The sequence below is a fragment of the Gemmiger formicilis genome, assembly GCF_900167555.1.
In the GTDB taxonomy this organism is placed as follows: Bacteria; Bacillota; Clostridia; order Oscillospirales; family Ruminococcaceae; genus Gemmiger; species Gemmiger formicilis.
On sequence record NZ_FUYF01000011.1, the window covers coordinates 16,483 to 37,012 of the forward strand.

Consider the following 20,530-nt stretch of genomic DNA (forward strand, 5'->3'; position numbering starts at 1 on the left):
GGCCCGCAGCCTTGCCATTGCCGCCCCTTTATCTTTTGCATCGTAGGGAGGGGTCTTGACCCCTCCGCGGGGCGTCGAGGACGCCGCCCCCTACATCCTTGGCCGCGAACCTTCCGCCACCCGTCCACGCCACCCCGTAGGGGCCGGGCATGCCCGGCCCGCAGCCTTGCGTCAGCTCCCGGTTTCGTTTTGCATCCCCTTTATCTTTTGCATCGTAGGGAGGGGTTGCGGGGTTGCGAACAGGGGCCACGGTTGAGCGGAGCGAAACCGGGGTGTGAGCAATGTTTGCCCCTGCGGGGCAAACAACCGCACGAGCGTGTTTGCGAAGCAAACTGGCGGCGCTCGTTGTGCGCCGCCAAGCGTTGACCCCTCCGCCGCTTCACGCCAAATCCCGTCAATGTTCCGCCCGCAGAGAGAAAATTCATCCCCCGCCGTCCACCTCCCGCCGCCGCGATCCTACCCACAAAACAGCCAGCCCCTTCCGAATCCCACTTCGGAAGGGGCTGGCTTACTGACCTTTATACCTTATTATAATAGGGAGACGTTTACTCTACGTCCTGCAGCGCGGCGTAATCCTGTTCGCCGGTGCGGACCTTCACGACCTTTGCTACATTGTAGACAAAGATCTTGCCGTCGCCGATGTGGCCGGTGTACAGGGCCTTCGTGGCCGTGTCGATGATCTTATCCACGGGAATCTTGCTCACGACGACCTCGACCTTGACCTTCGGCAGGAGCGTGGCGTCAACCTCGGCGCCGCGATACTTCTCGCCGCTGCCCTTCTGCAGGCCGCAGCCCATGACCTGGGTCACGGTCATGCCGGTAACGCCAATGTCGTTCAGCGCCTTCTTCAGGGTCTCAAACTTGGCCAGCTGCACGATGATGGAAACCTTGTGCATACCGGAATCCAGCCCGGCGGGCAGCGGGGCGTCCTTGACGACCTTGACCGCAGCGGAGATCTTCTCGGGGCTGGCCTTGGTGATGTCGTCCTCGCCCAGATCGGTGTTCTCGTTCACGTCCAGCTCGGCGTAGGTCGGATCATTGATGGCGAAGCCTGCATAGGCGCTGGCCAGGCCGTGCTCGTGGTAATCCAGGCCGTCGATCTCCTCCTTCTCGGAGACGCGCAGGCCGATGGTCTTTTTGATGACCGTGAAGATGATGAACATCGTGGCCAGCACCCAGACCGCCACGCTGACAATGCCCAGCAGCTGGATGCCCAGCTTGGCAAAGCCGCCGCCGTAGAACAGGCCGCCCTCGGTGGCAAACAGGCCGACGGCGATGGTGCCCCACGCACCGTTCATGCAGTGCACCGAGACAGCGCCGACGGGGTCATCGATCTTGGCAACGTTGTCGAAGAACTCAACCGAGAAGATGCAGAGCACACCGGCGACGATGCCGATGATGGCCGCGCCGAACGGGTCAACGACGTCGCAGCCCGCGGTGGTGGCGACCAGACCGGCCAGCGCACCGTTGAAGGTCAGGGAGACATCGGGCTTGCCGTAGCGCACCCAGGAGACGATCAGCGCCGCAACGGTAGCCAGCGCGGCGGCCAGGTTGGTGTTGAAGCAGATCAGACCTGCGGAAACCATCGTGTCATCGCCGGTCATGCTGACGGTGGAGCCGCCGTTGAAGCCGAACCAGCAGAACCACAGGATGAAAACGCCCAGAGCCATCGCGGTCAGGTTGTGGCCGGGGATAGCGCGGGCCTTGCCGGCCTTGTTGTACTTGCCGATGCGGGGGCCGAGCATCCAGGCGCCCAGGCAGGCCGTGACGCCGCCGACGAAGTGAACTGCGGCGGAGCCGGCAAAATCATGGAAGCCGAGCTGTGCCAGCCAGCCGCCGCCCCAGATCCAGTGGCCGGAGATGGGGTAGACGATCAGGCTGATGGCGGCGGAGTAGCAGCAGTAGGCGCTGAACTTCGTGCGCTCGGCCATCGAGCCGGAGACGATGGTCGCGGCAGTGGCGCAGAACACAGTCTGGAACACCGCGTAGACCCAGACCGGCAGCGTGCCGAAGTCATAGCTGCCGCGGATGAACGGATCAAACCCGCCGATGAGCGCACCGGAACCGGCAAACATGATGCCGAAACCGACGAGCCAGTAGCACGGCGTACCGATACAAAAGTCCATCATATTCTTCATCAGAATATTGCCGGTATTTTTTGCACGGGTCAGACCAGCCTCGCACAAGGCAAAGCCCGCTTGCATGAAGAACACCAGAAACGCTGCAACCAGTGTCCATGTAACGTCTGCGGAATTGTACATAGAACAGAACCCCTCTCTTACTTTGCAAAACAGAAAGGCGCCGGACAGAATCACACTGTCCGGCGCCTTTGCCGTTCTTTCGTTGCGCTTATGCTATCACAGAGTTGCGGCCTAGTCAAGAGGGCAGGGACATATTCTGTTCATATTTGTGGAAAATGCTGTACAACCAGCCGAAAATACCGCTGAAAAATTGTGCATCCTGTAGGGGCCGGGCATGCCCGGCCCGCAGCTTACCGCCATATCCCTTTTACGGTTCAATTCGTAGGGGAGGGATTTATCCCTCCCGCACACCCTCCCGCCACCGCAGGCGGCCACGGCGGCCAGAGGGCTGGCCGCCCTACACCCCCACATCAAACCCGTGCGTAGGGCGGGGTGCCCTCACCCCGCCGAAACTTACCGCCATATCCCATTTCCCCATCGCCGCCCTGTAGGGGCCGGGCATGCCCGGCCCGCAGCTTACCGCCATATCCTTTTTACGATTCAATCCGTAGGGGAGGGATTCATCCCTCCCGGGCACCTTCCCGCCGCCGCAGACGGCCACGGCGGCCAGAGGGCTGGCCGCCCTACACCCCCACATCAAACCCGTGCGTAGGGCGGGGTGCCCTCACCCCGCCGAAACCTTCCGCCATATCTTTTCCCCTACATGCACCATCTGTACATTTCCCTAAATTTATTCATTTTTTTGTAAAAAAATCTACCCAAAAAATTTTCTTTGTGCTATAATATCATCAAATAGCCCTTTATCGGGGGCTGCTACCATTCAAAGGAGGATCATCCATGCCCAACCTAGCTCTTCTTGCCCTTGAAGCCAGTGACGGTACCGTTGTGCTGACCAGCATCACACTGGTTTTCGCGATGCTGGTGGCCCTGTGCCTCATCATCACGCTGGAAGGCAAGATCTTCGACAACATCAACAATAAGAAGAACGGCAAGCCTGCCGCGCCGAAGGCCCCCGCGGCCAAGGCTGCTCCTGCCCCCGCTGCCAAGCCCGCCGCCCCTGCGGCCAAGGCTGACAACGGCTCCATTCCCGGCGAGATCATCGCCGCGATCTCCGCTGCCGTGGCCACGGTCTGCGGCGGCAATGCCGTCATTCGCGGCATCAAGCGCGTTTCCAAGCCTGCCGCCGGTTCCCGCCGCGGTGCCTGGGGCGACGCCGGTGTGCGTGAGCACACGACGCCCTTTATGTAAGGAGGTACGGAAATGGGTGCTATTTTTACCAATATTGCAGAGATTTTTGCCAAGTCCGGCTGGGCACAGATCTTCTTCACCGAGGGCGGCTGGAAGTACGCTGTCATGCTGGCTGTGGCCTGCGTGCTGCTGTATCTGGCCATCGTCAAGCAGTTTGAGCCTCTGCTGCTGCTGCCCATCGGCTTCGGTATGCTGATGACCAACCTGCCCCTCGACGGCATCTTCCACATGGACATCTTCATCAACTCCACCAACCACATCGACTGGGCGCTGCTCGGCTCGTCCGGCGGCATGGTCGACTATATCTACTTAGGCGTTAAGCTGGGCATCTACCCGCCGCTGATTTTCCTCGGCATCGGCACGATGACCGACTTTGAGCCGCTGATCGCCCGCCCGTCCAGCCTGCTGCTGGGCGCTGCCGCGCAGCTGGGCATCTTCTTCACCTTCGTCGGCGCTAAGATCCTGGGCTTTACGAACCAGGAGGCCGGTGCTATCGGCATCATCGGCGGCGCGGACGGCCCCACCGCTATCTACGTCACCACCAAGTTGGCCCCGCACCTGCTGGGCTCCATCGCGGTTGCCGCGTACTGCTACATGGCGCTGGTGCCGGTTATCCAGCCGCCCATCATGAAGGCTCTGACCACTGAAAAAGAGCGTCAGATCGTCATGACGGCCCCCCGCCGTGTCTCCAAGACCGAGAAGATCCTGTTCCCCATCATCGTCACCATCATCGTTGCCCTGACCCTGCCTGACGCCGCCATTCTGGTCGGCTGCCTGATGATGGGCAACCTGATGAAGGAGTCCGGCGTTGTTGAGCGTATCACCAAGACCGCCGGCAATGAGCTGATGAACATCATCACGATCTTCCTCGGCTTCTCCGTCGGCTGCACCACCAACGCCGCCACCTTCCTGAACATCCAGACCGTTGAGATCATCGTTCTGGGCATCGTCGCCTTCGGTGTCGGCACCGCCGGCGGTGTTCTCCTGGGCAAGGTCATGTGCGTTGTCACCCACGGCAAGATCAACCCGCTCATCGGCTCCGCCGGTGTTTCTGCCGTTCCCATGGCCGCCCGCGTTTCCCAGAAGGTCGGCCAGGAGTACAACCCCCGCAACTACCTGCTCATGCACGCCATGGGCCCCAACGTTGCCGGTGTTATCGGCTCCGCCGTTGCCGCTGGTATCCTGATCAATATGTTCGGCTGATACTGACATAAAAAGTAAGCACCCGCATGGTTCGCGCCATGCGGGTGCTTTTCTCTTTGGCTTCTCCCTCGGGACTGCGCCCGCGCAGCAAGCCGCCCCTTACAGGGGAGGTGGCCGAGCGTCAGCGATGGCCGGAGGGGCTTTACCGCGTTCACTCCACCTCAAACCTCTCCCCGTCGATCTCGACCCATGCCACGGCCTCGGGGTCGAGGATGTCGTAGCTGTCAACACGCAAGGTCATCTGTCCGGAATTTTTGTCCCCGCGGCCATAGGAACCCTTGTAAAATTCCCCGTCCCAGCCGTAGGTCAACTCGGTGCCGTCGGCGCGGAACAGCTTTACGCGGGACTGCACATCGTATCGCGAGGTCCCGCCCAGCGGCAGACTGCCGTGATTCATGCCGATGACGCTGACCGCCAGCGGTTCAATACGAACCTCTTGAATGTCAAACGTTGCGTCGGGATATTGCTCGGCTTCTTCGTCGGTCATATCATAATGGAACCAGTGTCCACCCTTCAGCGCGATGGTTTTCTTCACATCCACTGTCAGTGTTGGGGGCGCATCCGGCAGCGTGATTTTTACGCTTGCCTTGGCGCTATAGTTTGTCAGGTCGCCGATATACAGTGTTCGATTGTTGCCTTTCTCGTACAAAAGAGGTATATCCACAAAGCAGGATAGAGTGTCGTTCTCGCTTGCTTCATAACGGCCATCCCACGGGCCGACGGCATAGCCGCTGATCGGCCCGACATCGACGTTGCTTGCGCCGTAGTCCCACTTCCGCTCGCTGGCGCCTTTGGGCTTGTACAGCGTAAAATTCGCGGTGTCCCACACCAAATCATCGCCTTCCATTCCGCGCGCATTATCCACATCGTACAATATCCGTAATGTGTACTGCCCGCGCAGCAGCGCCCGCACGGTGACCGTGTGGCCGTTGATTTCGGCGGTCAGCGGTTCGTCCAGCACCTCGCCGTATTTCTGCACCAGTGCGTTCGTCTCGTTGGCGGCGCTCATGGGGTGGAAAAGCCCCAGCACTACGGCCCCTGCGGCCACCAAACACAGCGCTGCTGCGGCGGCCATCACCCGCCAGCCGCGCAAAGCGTGCAGCTTGGGGCGGCGCGCCAGCACTTTTGCCCGCAGTGCCGCGGTTTCCTCCGCCGTCAGGGCGTCTGCCAGCGGCGGGTGGTCGTTCATCCAGCGTTCCAGTTCGGTCATAGGTCAGCCCTCCTTCAATAGCTTTTGCAGTGCCAGCCGTGCGCGGTGCAGCCGGGTACGCACCGTGGCGGCAGGCATGTTGAAATGTACGCCCAGCTGGGCCGCGGTCTCGCCATACACGTACCTGCGCAGAAAAAGCTCCCCGTCGGGCGGCGGCAGCGCCATGACCTGCGCCATCAGCTCGCGGGTTTCCAGCTCGCTTTCCAGCGCAACGGCCAGCTCGGCGTCGTCACGGTCATCCAGCGGCAGCGTCTCGCCCCGGCGCAGCAGCGCACGGTAGCGGTCAATGGCGCACTGCCGCGCCGTCCGTACCACCAGCCGCCGCCGATGGGTCTCGTCTGCGGGCAGGTGTGCCCCGCGCCAGAGCTTGTAAAATGTGTCGGCCTCGGCCTCCTCGGCGTCCTGCGGGTGGCCGGGCAGAATGGCCCGGCAGACGGACCGCACTGCGCCGCCGTAGTCCCGCAGCAGGGTGTCCAACTCGTGCTCTGTCATGGGCGTCGCCCCCTTTCATAAAGATTATACGACAAAAACGGGCGGGGTGTTTCAACTTTTTTCGGTTTCCCCCAAGGGGGAAGGCTTCCGCACCGCCCCTTTACCGCCCGCCCGATTTGTGCTATAATACGCTTGATAATGGGGAAGTATTGGAAAAGAGGTGCATACATGCTGAAAGTAACCCTGCTGGGCACGGGCGGCACGCAGCCGCTGCCGGACCGCGCACTGGCCGCCGCCGCGGTCACGGTGGGCGGGCGCAGCGTGCTGCTGGACTGCGGCGAGGGCACGCAGGTCGGCCTGCGGCGGTACGGCGTCAGCGCGTATCGGCTTTCGGCGGTGCTGCTGACCCACTACCACGGCGACCATATTCTGGGCCTGCCCGGTCTTTTGCAGACCTTGAGCAGCCTGAACCGCACCGAGCCGCTGACGATCTACGGCCCCAAGGGCATCGAGCCTGTGGCGCAGGCCGTCACGGCACTGGCCGGGCCGCAGGTGTACCCGGTGCGCTGGCAGGTCGCAGACGAACCATTCCACATAGACACGCTGAAAATCACCCCGTTCCCGCTGACCCACCGCGTACCCTGCTGCGGCTATGTGCTTGCGCTGCCCCGCGCCGGGCGGTTCGACCCCGCAAGGGCACGGGCTGCGGGTATCCCGATGCCCTACTGGAAAACGCTGCAAAGGGGCGAGCCCGTCGGCGGCTGCACGCCGGAGCAGGTGCTGGGTGCGCCGCGCCGCGGGCTGAAGGTGGTCTACGCCACCGACACCCGCCCCTGCGCCGCGCTAGAGGCCGCCGCCCGGGACGCCGACCTGCTCTGCATGGACGCGACCTACGCCGACGACGCCGACCTGCCCAAGGCGGAGCTGTACGGCCACGCCACCTGCCGGGAGACCGGCGCACTGGCCGCCGCGGCCAACGTGCGCCGCCTCTGGCTGACCCACTACAGCGCCGCCGTGACCGACCCCGCGCCGGGCCTGGCCGCCGCGCGCACCGCGTACCCCACCGCCGTGGCCGGGTATGACGGCCTGACCGAAGAACTGGAATTTGACAGAGAGCCATGACCGAGAAACGAAAAAATCTGCTGTTTATCGCTGTAATTCTGGCGCTGGCCGCGGTGCTGTGGCTGGCCGCCCACCACGGCGGCACGGGTCGCACGGCGGTGCTGCGCTACGGCGACCCGCAGGTCGAGCAGCGCATTGATCTGCGTAAAAACGCCGAATATGACATTGACACCGGCCTGTACACGATCCACCTGCGGGTGGAAAACGGCGGCATCGCCTTTGTAGACAGCCCCTGCCCCGACCACCTGTGCGAGGGCTTCGGCACCCTGAAAAACGAGGGCGACTGGGCCGCGTGCATGCCGGCGAAGGCAAGTATAACGGTGGAATAGAACAAACGCGCTGCCGGGCAAATAATAAATAAAAAATAATAAATAATAAATGTTGTGGAACGCGGCGCTGTGCACCGCTCAAAAAATCCTCTACAAAATTTTGTTTTCGACCAGAGGGAGAAAACTCCACCAAATTTATTATTTATTATTTATTCTTTCTTATTTATAAAAAGGAGTTCCCATGAATCCAACCTTCAAGCAAGTAACCAAGACCCGCTACGTCCAGCTGGTTTCCGAGCTGGCGCAGGAAATTTTCGTCCAGCATTACACCAAGCTGACGCCCAAGGTCGCCGCTGCACTGGCCGATAAGTACCAGAGCGACATCCTGACCGACGACGAGATCCACAGCGGCGTCATCAACTACTTCTTAATTTACCTCGGCACCGAGCCGGTGGGCTATTTCGCGCTCGACCTCGGCCCCGCGGGTGCCATGTGCCTGAGCCGCCTTTTCTTAAAGGAAAAGGCCCGCGGGCAGGGCATTGGCCGCAGCATCGTGGCTTATGCGCAGAAGCTGGCCGAGGGCGATGGCCGCAGCCGCCTGTATATGCGGGTGTGGGCACGCGACCTGAAGGCCGAGGGCTTTGCCAAAAAGTGCCGCTTCCGCAAGGCCGAGACAGCCCCCGTGGAGGTCCTGCCCGGCACCACGCTGGACATCACGACCTGGGAGAAGCTGTGGCGGTAAAGCTGTAGGGGCCGATGCTTGCATCGGCCCGCGGGGCGTCGAGGACGCCGCCTCCCTACAGCGCGGTAAAAGCAAAATCTGGAGATACACCATGAAATTTCTGCACCTTGCAGACCTGCACCTGGGCAAACGGGTCAACGGGTTTGATATGCTGGAGGATCAGCGGTTCATCCTTGAACAAATTCTGACCCTCTGTGAAAAACACGGCGTCGAGGCCGTCGTCATCGCAGGCGACATCTACGACACGCCGGTGCCGCCCGCCGCGGCCTGCACGCTGCTGGACTGGTTCCTGACCCAGCTGGCCGCACGCCGTATTCCGGTGCTGGCCGTCTCCGGCAACCATGATAGCGCCGAGCGGCTCGACTTTGCCAGCAGTCTGCTGGCCGAACAAAACGTACACATTGCCGGGCGTTTCACCGGCTGCCCCAAGCAGGTCGTACTCAATGACCGCCACGGCCCCATCGAGTTCACGCTGCTGCCCTTTGTGCGGGCGGCCACGGTGCGCCACTACCTGCCCGACGCCGACATCACCGACTACGACTCCGCCGTCGGCGCGGCGCTGGCCGTCTGTGAGCCCGCCGCCCCGCGCCGGGTGCTCGTCGCCCACCAGATGGTGGTCTCCGGCGTCTGCCCGCCGCAGCTCTCCGGCAGCGAGACTGCGCCCCTGACCGTCGGCACGGTGGATTCCATCGATGCAGCGCGGTTTGCGGGCTTCTGCTATGCGGCGCTCGGCCATATCCACCGCGCCCAGCGCGTCGGCATCGACGCCGTGCGCTATGCGGGTGCGCCGCTCTGCTACCATCTGGACGAGTGCGGGATGCAGAAATCCGTCACCCTCGTGCGGGTCGGCAAGCGCGGCGTGGAAAAAATCGAGCAGCTGCCGCTGACGCCCCGCCGCGCCATGCGCCACCTGACCGGCCCGCTGGCCCGGCTGACCGCCCGGCCAACCGACACCGAGGACTACATCTGGGCGACCCTGACCGACCCGACGCCGCTGCCCGACGCCATGGCGCAGCTGCGCGCCGCCTATCCCAACGCCATGCGGCTCGACTACCTGCCCCAAGGTGAGGTCGCGCACCCGCTGGACATGACCCAGGCTGTGCGCGGCAAGCCCTTTGTCGAGCTGTTCCAGGACTTTTTCACCAAGATGAACGGACGCCCCCTGACAGTGGAGGAGACCGTGGCTGTGAAAAGATTGCGCGAGGAGGCGTCAAAAAGCGAATGAAACCCCAAAAGCTGATCCTGACCGCCTTCGGCCCCTACGCGGGCCGCACCGAGCTGGACTTCTCGGCGTTCGGCGGCAGCGGACTGTTTCTGATCGGCGGCGACACCGGCGCGGGCAAGACCGCCCTGTTTGACGCCATCACGTTTGCGCTCTACGGCGAGACCTCCGGTGAGAACCGAAAAACAACGATGCTGCGCAGTGATTTTGCCGCCCCCGACGCCGAGACGAGCGTCGAGCTGGCCTTTACCCACCGCGGGCGCAGCTACACCGTGCGCCGCTGGCCCGACCAGCAGCGCGCCGCCAAGCGCGGCACCGGCATGGTCAAGGTGCCCGCCAAGGCCGAGCTGAACCGTGAGCCGGACGAGCCGGTCAGCGGTGCGTCAGCCGTGACCGACGCCGTGGTCAAGCTGCTGGGCATCGACGCCAAACAGTTTGCCCAGGTGTCGATGCTGGCGCAGAACGACTTTACCCGGCTGCTCAACGCGCCGTCCGCGGACCGCGCGGCCATCCTGCGCCGCATTTTTGACACTGCCGACCACCAGCGCCTGGGGCAGGCCGCCGTCGAGCACGCCCGCAAGGCTGACGAGGAATGCAAGCGTCTGGACGATGTACTTTTGATGCACGTCGGCACACTAATCGGCGACGGCGCCGATGAGGAAACCGCCGCCGACCTGGCCGAAATGCAGGCTGAGCGCGACCCGTTTGCCGCAGGGGCTGCCGCCGAGCTGGGCAGGCTGCTGCTGGAGGCCGACGACGCCAACGAAAAACGACAGACCAACGTTATGAACGAGCTGGACGAGAAGATCGCCCGCGGTGACGCCGGCCTGAAAATTGCCGAGGAACGCGCCGCCCGCCGCCGCCAGCTGGCCGGGCTGGTGGCCGAGGAGCAACGCGCCGCCGATGTGGAGCACCAGACCGACCTCATTATGACCGATCTGGAAAAGCGCACGGCGAACGTGAAGGAGAATATTGCCAAAAACGAGGCGGACCGCGCCGCGCTGAGCCAGGCCGAGGCCGACCTGCTCAAGACCGACCACCGCATTGAGCTGGCCGAGGGGCTTTCCGCCGACTGCAGGCAGCTCTTGCAAAATCTGGCGGACGCCGACAAGGCCGACGAGGACGCCGCCGCGCGTCAGGCAGAGTATGTGGCCGCACAGGCTGCACTGGACAGCGCCGAGGAAGAATACAGCACGATGCAGCGCCAATTAAACGCCAACCGCGCGGGCCTGCTGGCCAAGGACCTGCAAAAGGGCAAGCCGTGCCCGGTCTGCGGCTCCACCAAGCACCCGAAGATCGCCGCGCTGCCCAAGGACCACATCACCGAAAAGCAGCTGGAGGAGCGGGAGAAGGCGCTGACGGCCCAGCGCCGCAGCACTGCCGCGGCCAGCCGCACCGCCGGTGACGCCGCCGCCCACGCGCATGAGCTGCGGGCGGCTTTGCAGCGGGACGCGGATGGATTTTTCGCGCGCCGCGGGGACCGCTACACCGGCAAGCCCGCCGCCGAGCTGACGCCCGACGAGCTGAAAATCGCGCTGACCGCCCAACAGACCAGCCTGACCGAGGGTCTGCGCGGCCTGCAGGCCGACCACCTGAAGCTGAAGCAAAAGACGGACCGCGCCCGCAGCCTGGCCAAGCAGGCCGACCTTTTGAACGGCCAGCTGACAGACCTGGAAAAGCAGCGCTTTGCGGCCACCCGCCGCGCCGCCAACGCCAAGGCCGGGCACGCTGCCGCCAGCGCCCGCGTGCAGCAGATGCGCGAGACGATGCCCAAGCGCGACAACCCCGACGCACTGACCCAGCTGCAGGACGCGCTGGCCCGCCTGCGCCGGGACCGCGCTGCCGCCATGGCCGCCCGGGACGCTGCCGTGCACCGTCTGCACACGAACCGCGCCGCCATCGACGCGCTGCAAAAAACGATGCGGGAGAGCGCCGCCGCCCGCGAGAAGCGCGCCATGTGGGACAATCTGTCCAAAACGATCAATGGTAATTTGACCGGAAAAATCAAACTTCCGTTTGAACAGTACGTACAGGCGTTCTATTTTGACGGCGTGGTCGAGGCCGCAAACCTGCGCTTCACCCGCATGACCGACGGCCAGTACCGATTGCTGCGCCGCAAGAGTGAGGCCGTCGGCGGCAAGACCGCGCTGGACCTCGACGTGTTCGACGCCTACACCGGCAAGACCCGCCCCGTGGGCAGCCTGTCCGGCGGCGAGAGCTTCATGGCCGCGCTGAGCCTGGCACTGGGCATCAGCGACACGATCCAACAGAACGCGGGCGGCGTCGTCATTGAGACGCTGTTCATCGACGAGGGCTTCGGTTCGCTGGACTCCGACAGTCTGGAAAAGGCCGTGGACACGCTGGCCGGGCTGGCCGGGGGCGATAAGCTCATCGGCGTCATCTCCCACGTCGAGGCGCTGCAGGACCGCCTGACGAGACAGATCCACGTGACCAAAACGCGGGCTGGCAGTAAGGCGGAAATTGAGATTTCGTAAAGGCTCCCCTTTGAGGGGAGCTCCGCCCGCAGGCGGTGAGGGGTGGCCGGGTGTAGACCTGTAAAGTGTGTGTCTCCCGCCCACCCCTCCGCCCCGCGGGCACCTCCCCTCAAAGGGGAGGCTTTTTAGCTTGCACTTATTTATAAAAAGTATAAAAATATGACAAAATCAACGCTGCAACAACAATTGGAAACCCTCTCCGCGGCGCGTTACCCGCTGCACATGCCCGGGCATAAGCGGCGGCTGCCGCCCGCACCGGGACTGGGCTGCTATGCCTGGGACCTGACCGAGATCGACGGCGCGGACGACCTGCACGACGCGGACGGCATTCTGGCCGACGCCATGGCTCGCACGGCGGCGCTGTACGGCGCGCGGCGGTGCTGGTACCTCGTCGGCGGGTCCACCGTCGGCCTGCTGGCGGGCATCCGCGCACTGGCACCGTTCGGCAGCACGGTCATTGCGGCGCGCAACTGCCACAAGGCCGTCTACCACGCGATTGAGCTGGGGCAGCTGACGGCCCGCTGGCTCACGCCGCCCGTGGACCCGCAGTTTGGCATCTACGGCAGTGTGCGCCCCGCCGATGTGGCCGCCGCACTGGACGCTGCGCCCGATGCCCGCTGCGTGATCCTGACCAGCCCGACTTATGAGGGCGTTTTGAGCGACATACGTGCTATCGCGGAAATCTGCCACGCCCGCGGCGTGCCGCTGCTGGTGGACGAGGCCCACGGTGCGCACTACCTGCCCTTTGCCGCCCGGTACGGCTGGCGCGGCGGGGCCGTAGCCGCAGGGGCCGATCTGGTCGTGCAGAGCGCCCACAAGACGCTGCCCAGCCTGACCCAGACCGCGTTTTTGCAGCTGAACGGCGATCTGGCCGACCCTGCCGAGGTCGAGCGCCAGCTGGACGTGTTCGAAACGAGTTCACCGAGCTACCCGCTCATGGTCAGTCTGGACGGCTGCACCCGCTGGCTGGCCGACGAGGGGGAGGCCGCCTTTGCCGCGTGGCGCGCCCGGCTGGATGCCTTTGACGCGGCGGTGCGGGATCTGAAAAATACCAAAATACTGTGCTGCGGCGCGGACGCACTGACGGCGCATCCTGACTTTTTTGCGCATGACAGCGGCAAAATTTTGCTGCAAATCGGCGCGGCGGGGGCGGCGTACCTGCGAGCCGACGGCTTTGAGCCCGAGATGGTCTGCGGCCCGAACGTGCTGGCCATGACCAGCCCCTGCGACGACGCCGACGCGCTGGAACGGCTGGCCGATGTGCTGCACGCCTGGGACAAAACGGCGGCCCCGCCCGCGGCCCCGCGGCATATTCTGCCCGCCCCCGGCGCAGCCCGCTGCACGATTGCCGCGGCGCTGCTGCGCCCCGCGCGGGCCGTAAGGATGCGGGACGCGGTGGGGGAGACCGCCGCGGAGTATCTCTGGGCCTATCCCCCCGGCGTGCCGCTGGTGGCACCGGGCGAGGAAGTGACGGCAGAGCTGGTGACGGCCTGCCGTGCATTGGAGCAGGCCGGGACCGCGCTGAAGCATACGGGCGGCAGCGGGGCGGAGGAGATTGCGGTTTTGTAATTTGTAAAGGGAGGCAGCGGCAAGGCCCGTCGGAACCCTTCCGGCCTGCGCTGCGCGCGGCCACCTCCCCTGATGGGGAGGCTTTATTCGGGCATGCGCCCGCGAAAGGCTCCCCATCAGGGGAGCTGGCCGCGAAGCTGGCCTGAGGGGTTCCGACGGGCCTCCCGCTGTCTGTTGTTTTCCTTCCGCCCCTATTGACAAACCCCGGATTTCCGTGTACAATAATAATAATTCTAAAATGTATAAAGGGGTGACTGTTTTATGAAGCACATCCAGACTCTCGAGACCCGCGACATGGCTAAGAGCCTGCTGAACGGCGGCTGCGGCGAGTGCCAGACTTCCTGCCAGAGCGCCTGCAAGACCAGCTGCGGCATTGCCAACCAGCCTTGCGAGAAGACCGACAAGTAATTTTTGCTGGCTTTGATGCCGGGATGCCGTGTGGCAGCCCGGCATTTTCTATGATACAAAAAGGGAAAAGGGCGGTAAAGGCAAGGTTCTCTCCCCCACCCGCTGCGGCGGGAGCCCCCTCTGCGAGGGAGCTGTCGCCCGCAGGCGACTGAGGGAGAGAACCCCGCCATTGCCACTCCCTTTCCAAGACATAACAAAACGGAGAAAATCATGATCCATCAATACAAATTAAGCGGTTACAACATTGTGCTGGATGTCTACAGCGGCAGCGTGCATGCGGTGGATGACGTCGCCTATGACGCCATCGCCCTGATCGACCAAGGCAGCAGCCGGGAGCAGGCTGCTGCAGCCCTTGCCAAAAAGTACGCGGACCGCGCCGATGTGACCGCCGCCGACATCAGCGACGTGCTCGACGACATCGACGAGCTGACCGCCGCGGGCCAGCTGTTTGCGCCCGACGCCTACGCCGACCACGCCTTTGACTTCAAAAACCGCTCCAACGTTGTCAAGGCGCTCTGCCTGCACGTCGCCCACACCTGCAACCTGAATTGCAGCTACTGCTTCGCCGCGCAGGGCAAGTTCCACGGCGAGGCCGGTCTCATGAGCTTCGAGACCGGCAAGCGCGCGCTGGATTTCCTCATCGAAAACTCCGGCACCCGCCGCAACCTCGAGGTCGATTTCTTCGGCGGCGAACCGCTGATGAACTTTGAGGTCTGCAAGCAGCTGGTCGCCTATGCACGCAGCATCGAGAAAAAGTACAACAAAAACTTCCGCTTCACGATGACGACCAACGGCATCGGCATCACGGACGAGGTCATCGACTGGTGCAATAAAGAATGCCACAACGTTGTTTTGTCGCTGGATGGCCGCAAGGAGGTCAATGACCGCTTCCGCGTCGACCTCGCTGGCAACGGCAGCTATGACCGCATCGTGCCCAAGTTCCAGAAGCTCGTCAAGGCGCGCGGCGGCCAGGGCTACTATATGCGCGGCACGTTTACGCATCACAACGTTGATTTTACGAAGGACCTGTTCCACATGGCCGACGACCTCGGCTTTACTGAGCTGTCCATGGAGCCGGTTGTCGCCCCGCCGGACTCCCCCGAGGCCCTGACCGAGGAGGACCTGCCCAAGCTGTTCGACCAGTATGAGCTGCTGGCCAACGACATGCTGCGCCGCCAGAAGGCCGGCAAGCCGATCACGTTCTATCATTATATTTTGGACCTCAAGCACGGCCCCTGCATCTACAAGCGCATTTCGGGCTGCGGCTCCGGCACCGAGTACATGGCCGTGACCCCCTGGGGCGACCTGTACCCCTGCCACCAGTTTGTCGGCGACCCGGCGTACAAGCTGGGCAACGTCTGGGACGGCGTGACCAACACCGCCCTGCGTGACGAGTTCAAGCTGTGCAACGTCTATGCCCGCCCCGACTGCAAGGACTGCTGGGCACGCCTGTACTGCGCGGGCGGCTGCGCGGCCAACGCCCTGCACGCTACCGGCGACATCCACGGCACTTATGAGTACGGCTGCAAGGTGTTCCGCAAGCGGATGGAGTGCGCCCTGATGATGCAGGTCGCCCAGCGCCTTGACCCCGAGCTGGCGAAGAACGCCGTCCGGTTTGAGAGTGACTGCGACGGGTGTGGTGAGGGCAACGACGGCGCGTGCGAGAAGTAAATAGCCATTGAGTATGCCGCTCTGTAGGGGCCGGGCATGCCCGGCCCCTACAGGAATATAAAAGATAAACACCTGTCAGCTGTTTATCTGCCAATCGCCGCGCACTTCTCCTTCAGCCAGACCTTCTCGTCCTCGTTCAGGCGGGGGCTGAGCATCTCGTAGACGTGGGCGTGGTAGTCGTTCAGCCAGTTGATCTGGTCGCGGCTCAGCTCGTCCACAAGGACCGGCTCGGTGGAGATGGGCACCAGCGTCAAAGGCGCAAAGCCCAGCCAGTGGCCGTACTGGTTCTCGCCCAGGTCGACGCACTCCAGCTCGTTCTCAATGCGGATGCCGACCTCGTCGGTCTCGTAGATGCCCGGCTCGTCGGTGATGGTCATGCCGGGCTTAAAAATCACGGGGTTGTTCGGGCGCAGGCTCTGCGGGCCCTCGTGCACGCCGGAGATAAAGCCGACGCCGTGGCCGGTGCCGCAGCGGTAGTTGACCTTGTGCGCCCAGACCGGGCCGCGGGCAAAGGTATCCAGTGCAAAGCCGGTGCAGTAGTCCAGGAACACCGCGCGGGCCATGTCGATGTGGCTCTGCAGCACCCAGGTGTAATAGCGGCGCTCGTTGTCGGTCAGCGGGCCGACGGGGTAGGTGCGGGTGATGTCGGTGGTGCCGCAGTCGTACTGGCCGCCGTTGTCCACCAGCAGGAAGCCGCGCGGCTCGATGGCGCTGTTCACGTCGCCCTCGGCGTGGTAGTGCATCATGGCGGCGTTGGCGCCGTAGGCCGCAATCGTGGAGAAGCTGTCCTCAAAGTAGCCGGGCATCTCGGCGCGGCGCTTCTGCAGCATCGTGTCGATGTCGATCTCGGTCAGCTGCTTACCCTCGGCCAGCGCCTTTTCCAGATCCATCTGGAACCGCACCACGGCGATGCCGTCGCGGATATGGCACTCGCGGAGGTTCTTCAGCTCGGTCTCGTTCTTGATGCCCTTCAGGGCAAAAATCGGGTCGGCACCGGCCACGGTCTTGTGGGCAGTCAGGGCCTCGTACAGGGCGTAGTTGGTGGCCTTCTCGTCCACCAGGAACACCTCGTCGGCGGGCAGGGCGTGGACGGCGTCGATAATTTCCTCGTAGCCGCGCAGCGTCACGCCGCTCTCGGCCAGCGTGGCGGTGTCAGCGTCGGACAGGCGGCCCGGCGCGATAAACAGCGTGCAGGCGTCCATCGTGACCAGCGCGTAGGCGACGGCCAGCGGGGTGCAGGGCAGGTCGCGGGCGCGCAGGTTCAGCAGCCAGCCCACGCAGTCCAGACCGGTCACGGCCAGCGCGGTGGCACCGGCCTTCTGCAGCTCGGCACGCACCATGGCGATGCGGTCCGCGGCAGTCGCGCCGGTCTGGGCCGGGGTCAGCAGTTCACAGGGGGTGTCGGGCAGGGCCGGACGCTCGCCGGTGGCGTCCCAGATCGGGCTGGCCACGTCCTGGCTCTTGAGGGCGGCACCCTTCTTGGCCAATGCGTCGATGTACTCCTTGGCAATCGTGGCGGGCACGCAGCTGCCGTCCAGCAGCAGGGTCTGGCCGTCCGCAAAGTGGCTCCCGAGGTACTCGGCCACGGTGGGCACGCCCGCGGAGCCCGCGTGCATGCACTCGATCTCGCTGCCGGCCAGCTGCTTGTCGGCCTGCACGTAGAAGCGGCCATCGCACCACAGGGCGCTGCGGTCTTGAGTCACAACGAGGGTCGAGTTCTCGCCGATGAAGCCGGAGAACCACGGCAGAGCGTTATAATAGCCGGGCAGGTACTCGCTGCAATGGGGGTCGCTGGTCATGATGAGCACGCCGTCCGCGCCCGCCGCTTTGGCAGCGGCACGCAGCGCGGCGATTTTTTCATTGGTAGTCAAAATGGATCGCTCCTTTTTGTGATAGATATTGGGGTTAGGTATATCATACCACGAATGCTGCAAATAATAAATAGATAATAGATAATAAACAGGTAGAGTTTGCGCCCGGGGGCACAAACAAAAATGCGGCGCTTTGCAGGGACCGGGCATGGCGGCAGGTATGCCGCCCCTACGGGCCAACCCGCTAACGTCTGCCTACCCGGCGGAGCGGTCAAGACCGCTCCCTACAAAGCACCCGTGAACGATAGCCCGTAGGGAGGGGTCTTGACCCCTCCGAGGCAGTGTCCCATTAGCGCCAGCCCCCTGCAAATCCCACAAATTTTGCAAAAAATTCAAAATTTCCCGCGCAAAATGGCGCAAAACCCCTTGACGTGTTTGTTATAATAGTATTAGCAGTTAGTGTAATAGATTGCCAACCAACTGAACATCTGAACACATCTTGAATAGAGGTACCCAACTATGGCTGAAAAGAAAACCAAAATCGACATTTTCTCCGGCTTCCTCGGCGCCGGCAAGACCACCCTTATCAAAAAGCTCATCAAGGAGGCCTTCGCCGGTGAGCAGATCGTCCTGATCGAGAACGAATTCGGCGAGATCGGCATCGACGGCGGCTTCATGCGCGAGGCCGGCATTCAGGTCAATGAGCTGAACTCCGGCTGCATCTGCTGCAGCCTGGTCGGTGATTTCCGCGAGGCACTGAAGAAGGTCGTCGAGACCTACCACCCGGACCGCATCCTCATTGAGCCGTCGGGCGTCGGCAAGCTGTCCGACGTGACCCGCGCCGTCGAGGGCGTCGCCGAGGATCTGCCCGTCATCCTGAACAGCTTTGTCACCGTCGCCGACGTGAACAAGGTCAAGATGTATATGAAGAACTTCGGTGAGTTCTATGATGACCAGGTCAGCCATGCGTCCTGCATCATCCTGAGCCGCACCGGCAACGCCAGTGAGGAGAAGGTCGCTGCCGCCGTCGCCCTGCTGGCCGAGAAGAACCCCACCGCCACCATCGTCACCACCGACTGGACCGTCCTGACCGGCGCACAGATCGTCTCCGTCATGGACGGCAAGCGCGACCTCGTCGCCGAGCTGCTGACCGAGGCCCGCGCTGCCAACGTGGCCCATGCCGACGAGGATGAGCACGAGCACCACCATCATCACCATCACGACCACGATGAGGACGACCACGACTGCTGCTGCCATCATCATCACGACGAGGACGACGATGAGGACGAGCATGAGCATCACCACCATCACGACCATGATGACGATGACCACGACTGCTGCCATCACCACGACGACGAGGACGAGGACGAGCACGAGCATCACCATGAGCACCACTACGACGAGCACGGCGTCTGCTCCTGCGGGCATCATCACCACCACGACCACGACGCCGACGAGGTGTTCACGAGCTGGGGCAAGGAGACGGCCCACAAATACAGCCGTGAGGATCTGGACAAGGCCCTGCACGCGCTGGACGAGGGCGCTTACGGCATGATCCTGCGCGCCAAGGGCATTGTGGACGGCGGCGACACCTGGTACGAGTTCGACATGGTCCCCGGCGAGCACGAGATCCGCCCCTGCGGCCCCGACGTCACCGGCAAGCTCTGCGTCATCGGCTCCCAGCTGAAGGAGCATGAGATCGCGGAATTGTTCCACGTTTGATGTAAACCGCTGCCCGGTAAGAATGCCTTCCCCCTTGGGGGAAGGTGCCCGAGGCCCCGCCCGAGGGCGGATGAGGGGCGAGCCTGCCGCAGCAGCCCACGAATGGCAGGCCGCGATTCGCTCTCCCCTCATCAGTCCGCTTCGCGGACAGCTTCTCCCCCGGGGGAGAAGCCTTTGACTGCTACTAACCGAAAGGACGTCCCCTATGCCTAAACAAATCCCCGTATATCTCTTCGTCGGCCAGCTGGAGAGCGGCAAGACGAAATTCATTCAGGAAACGATGGAGGACCCCAACTTCGACTCCGGCGACAAGACCCTGCTGCTGGTCTGCGAGGAGGGCGAGATCGAGTACGACCCGTCCAAGTTCGCCTTCGGCGGCGTGCACGTTGCCCAGATCGAGGATAAGAGCGAGCTGACCGCCGAGAACCTGACCGCGCTCGAAAAGAAGTCCGGCTGTGGCCGCGTCATCATCGAGTACAACGGTATGTGGCTCATTCAGGAGCTGTACGACGCCCTGCCCGACAACTGGCTCGTCTACCAGTGCCTGGCCACCGCCGACGGTACGACCATCAAGACCTACGCGGGCGACAGCGCCATGCGCAGCCTGCTGCTGGACAAGCTGCGCGGCAGTGAGCTGCTGGTCGTCAACCGCGCCGAGGCTGTCAACGACGACGAGAGCCGCCAACTCATCCACAAGCTGGTGCGCCAGGCCAGCCGCCGCTGCGACATCGCCTACGAGTTCAAGGACGGCAGCGTCGCCTATGACGACATCCCCGACCCGCTGCCCTTCGACGTGGACGCGCCGGTCATTGAGATCCCCGAGGAGTTCTTCGGTATATGGTACATGGACTGCATGGACGACCCGAAGAAATATGACGGCAAGACGGTCAAATATCTGGCTCAGGTCTGCCAGACCCCCCAGGCCGGCAAGGGCGCGTTTGTGCCCGGACGCTTTGCCATGACCTGCTGCGTGCAGGACATCCAGTTTGTGGGCATGCCCTGCAAGTACGACGATTACAAGTCGCTGGAGCAGCGCAGCTGGATCAACATTACGGCCAAGGTCAACGTCAAGTACCACCCCATCTACAAGGGCCAGACCCCCGATTCCACCGGCCCTGTCCTGACCGCCATCTCCGTCGAGCCGGGCGAAAAGCCCGCGCAGGACGTGGTGATGTTCAGCTGATAATGCAATAGAAAAGCACCTG

16 protein-coding genes are annotated in these 20,530 nt (G+C 63.2%); 12 read left to right on the forward strand and 4 right to left on the reverse strand.

Annotated features, from left to right (window positions below; genetic code table 11):
• Positions 1–545: 545 nt before the first annotated feature.
• Positions 546–2,261: an ammonium transporter gene (locus B5D32_RS09650; protein ID WP_078784843.1), complete on the reverse strand. Its 1,716-nt coding sequence runs from the start codon at positions 2,259–2,261 to the stop codon at positions 546–548.
• Between the two features lie 777 nt (positions 2,262–3,038).
• Between B5D32_RS09650 and B5D32_RS09655 the strand changes: the two genes are divergently transcribed.
• Both B5D32_RS09655 and B5D32_RS09660 read left to right on the forward strand, forming a co-directional pair.
• Positions 3,039–3,449: an OadG family transporter subunit gene (locus B5D32_RS09655; RefSeq protein ID WP_078784844.1), complete on the forward strand. Its 411-nt coding sequence runs from the start codon at positions 3,039–3,041 to the stop codon at positions 3,447–3,449.
• Between the two features lie 12 nt (positions 3,450–3,461).
• The gene (locus B5D32_RS09660; RefSeq protein ID WP_078784845.1) at positions 3,462–4,652 is read left to right on the forward strand and encodes a sodium ion-translocating decarboxylase subunit beta; all 1,191 of its coding nucleotides are present in this window, start codon (positions 3,462–3,464) and stop codon (positions 4,650–4,652) included.
• 151 nt (positions 4,653–4,803) lie between these two features.
• Here B5D32_RS09660 and B5D32_RS09665 read toward each other — a convergent pair whose 3' ends face one another.
• Positions 4,804–5,862 (reverse strand): hypothetical protein, encoded by a 1,059-nt coding sequence (locus tag B5D32_RS09665; protein WP_078784846.1) that lies wholly within the window; start codon positions 5,860–5,862, stop codon positions 4,804–4,806.
• Between the two features lie 3 nt (positions 5,863–5,865).
• Positions 5,866–6,354, reverse strand: coding sequence for an RNA polymerase sigma factor (locus B5D32_RS09670; RefSeq protein ID WP_078784847.1), 489 nt, complete (start codon positions 6,352–6,354; stop codon positions 5,866–5,868).
• Positions 6,355–6,522: 168 nt separating this feature from the next.
• Between B5D32_RS09670 and B5D32_RS09675 the strand changes: the two genes are divergently transcribed.
• The 8 genes from B5D32_RS09675 to scfB all read left to right on the forward strand — a co-directional run bounded on the left by B5D32_RS09675 (position 6,523) and on the right by scfB (position 15,792).
• Positions 6,523–7,416 (forward strand): ribonuclease Z, encoded by an 894-nt coding sequence (locus B5D32_RS09675; protein ID WP_078784848.1) that lies wholly within the window; start codon positions 6,523–6,525, stop codon positions 7,414–7,416.
• On the forward strand, positions 7,413–7,745 hold the full coding sequence (locus B5D32_RS09680) for a NusG domain II-containing protein (RefSeq protein ID WP_078784849.1): 333 nt from the start codon (positions 7,413–7,415) through the stop codon (positions 7,743–7,745). Before B5D32_RS09675 ends, B5D32_RS09680 begins: the two co-directional genes overlap by 4 nt.
• 181 nt (positions 7,746–7,926) lie before the next feature.
• Positions 7,927–8,427 (forward strand): GNAT family N-acetyltransferase, encoded by a 501-nt coding sequence (locus B5D32_RS09685; RefSeq protein WP_078784850.1) that lies wholly within the window; start codon positions 7,927–7,929, stop codon positions 8,425–8,427.
• A gap of 91 nt (positions 8,428–8,518) precedes the next feature.
• Positions 8,519–9,652 carry an exonuclease SbcCD subunit D gene (locus B5D32_RS09690; RefSeq protein WP_078784851.1) on the forward strand — a complete coding sequence of 378 codons (1,134 nt, stop codon included), beginning with the start codon at positions 8,519–8,521 and terminating at the stop codon, positions 9,650–9,652.
• Positions 9,649–12,144, forward strand: a complete 2,496-nt coding sequence (locus tag B5D32_RS09695; protein WP_078784852.1) for an AAA family ATPase — start codon at positions 9,649–9,651, stop codon at positions 12,142–12,144. Before B5D32_RS09690 ends, B5D32_RS09695 begins: the two co-directional genes overlap by 4 nt.
• A 159-nt stretch (positions 12,145–12,303) precedes the next feature.
• Complete coding sequence (locus B5D32_RS09700) at positions 12,304–13,713, forward strand: aminotransferase class I/II-fold pyridoxal phosphate-dependent enzyme (RefSeq protein ID WP_078784853.1); 1,410 nt, start codon at positions 12,304–12,306, stop codon at positions 13,711–13,713.
• A 261-nt stretch (positions 13,714–13,974) separates the two neighbouring features.
• Positions 13,975–14,121 carry a six-cysteine ranthipeptide SCIFF gene (scfA, locus tag B5D32_RS09705; protein WP_078784854.1) on the forward strand — a complete coding sequence of 49 codons (147 nt, stop codon included), beginning with the start codon at positions 13,975–13,977 and terminating at the stop codon, positions 14,119–14,121.
• Between the two features lie 210 nt (positions 14,122–14,331).
• Complete coding sequence (gene scfB, locus B5D32_RS09710) at positions 14,332–15,792, forward strand: thioether cross-link-forming SCIFF peptide maturase (RefSeq protein WP_078784855.1); 1,461 nt, start codon at positions 14,332–14,334, stop codon at positions 15,790–15,792.
• Positions 15,793–15,875: 83 nt separating this feature from the next.
• Here the strand turns inward: scfB and B5D32_RS09715 are convergent, their stop codons facing one another.
• The gene (locus tag B5D32_RS09715; RefSeq protein ID WP_242943434.1) at positions 15,876–17,663 is read right to left on the reverse strand and encodes an aminopeptidase P family protein; all 1,788 of its coding nucleotides are present in this window, start codon (positions 17,661–17,663) and stop codon (positions 15,876–15,878) included.
• Positions 17,664–18,122: 459 nt separating this feature from the next.
• Here B5D32_RS09715 and B5D32_RS09720 point away from each other — a divergent pair, with 459 nt between their 5' ends.
• Positions 18,123–19,325, forward strand: coding sequence for a CobW family GTP-binding protein (locus B5D32_RS09720; protein ID WP_078784857.1), 1,203 nt, complete (start codon positions 18,123–18,125; stop codon positions 19,323–19,325).
• 205 nt (positions 19,326–19,530) lie between these two features.
• On the forward strand, positions 19,531–20,508 hold the full coding sequence (locus tag B5D32_RS09725) for a TIGR03943 family putative permease subunit (RefSeq protein ID WP_078784858.1): 978 nt from the start codon (positions 19,531–19,533) through the stop codon (positions 20,506–20,508).
• Positions 20,509–20,530: the final 22 nt, after the last annotated feature.

Bases quoted from the DNA above. Each gene is read 5' to 3' on its own strand.
- B5D32_RS09655 (WP_078784844.1), top strand. From the start codon at position 3,039: ATGCCCAACCTAGCTCTTCTTGCCCTTGAAGCCAGTGACGGTACCGTT.
- scfB (WP_078784855.1), top strand. From the start codon at position 14,332: ATGATCCATCAATACAAATTAAGCGGTTACAACATTGTGCTGGATGTC.
- B5D32_RS09690 (WP_078784851.1), top strand. From the start codon at position 8,519: ATGAAATTTCTGCACCTTGCAGACCTGCACCTGGGCAAACGGGTCAAC.
- B5D32_RS09675 (WP_078784848.1), top strand. From the start codon at position 6,523: ATGCTGAAAGTAACCCTGCTGGGCACGGGCGGCACGCAGCCGCTGCCG.
- B5D32_RS09665 (WP_078784846.1), bottom strand. From the start codon at position 5,862: ATGACCGAACTGGAACGCTGGATGAACGACCACCCGCCGCTGGCAGAC.
- B5D32_RS09680 (WP_078784849.1), top strand. From the start codon at position 7,413: ATGACCGAGAAACGAAAAAATCTGCTGTTTATCGCTGTAATTCTGGCG.
- scfA (WP_078784854.1), top strand. From the start codon at position 13,975: ATGAAGCACATCCAGACTCTCGAGACCCGCGACATGGCTAAGAGCCTG.
- B5D32_RS09720 (WP_078784857.1), top strand. From the start codon at position 18,123: ATGGCTGAAAAGAAAACCAAAATCGACATTTTCTCCGGCTTCCTCGGC.
- B5D32_RS09695 (WP_078784852.1), top strand. From the start codon at position 9,649: ATGAAACCCCAAAAGCTGATCCTGACCGCCTTCGGCCCCTACGCGGGC.
- B5D32_RS09700 (WP_078784853.1), top strand. From the start codon at position 12,304: ATGACAAAATCAACGCTGCAACAACAATTGGAAACCCTCTCCGCGGCG.
- B5D32_RS09725 (WP_078784858.1), top strand. From the start codon at position 19,531: ATGCCTAAACAAATCCCCGTATATCTCTTCGTCGGCCAGCTGGAGAGC.
- B5D32_RS09670 (WP_078784847.1), bottom strand. From the start codon at position 6,354: ATGACAGAGCACGAGTTGGACACCCTGCTGCGGGACTACGGCGGCGCA.
- B5D32_RS09650 (WP_078784843.1), bottom strand. From the start codon at position 2,261: ATGTACAATTCCGCAGACGTTACATGGACACTGGTTGCAGCGTTTCTG.
- B5D32_RS09660 (WP_078784845.1), top strand. From the start codon at position 3,462: ATGGGTGCTATTTTTACCAATATTGCAGAGATTTTTGCCAAGTCCGGC.
- B5D32_RS09685 (WP_078784850.1), top strand. From the start codon at position 7,927: ATGAATCCAACCTTCAAGCAAGTAACCAAGACCCGCTACGTCCAGCTG.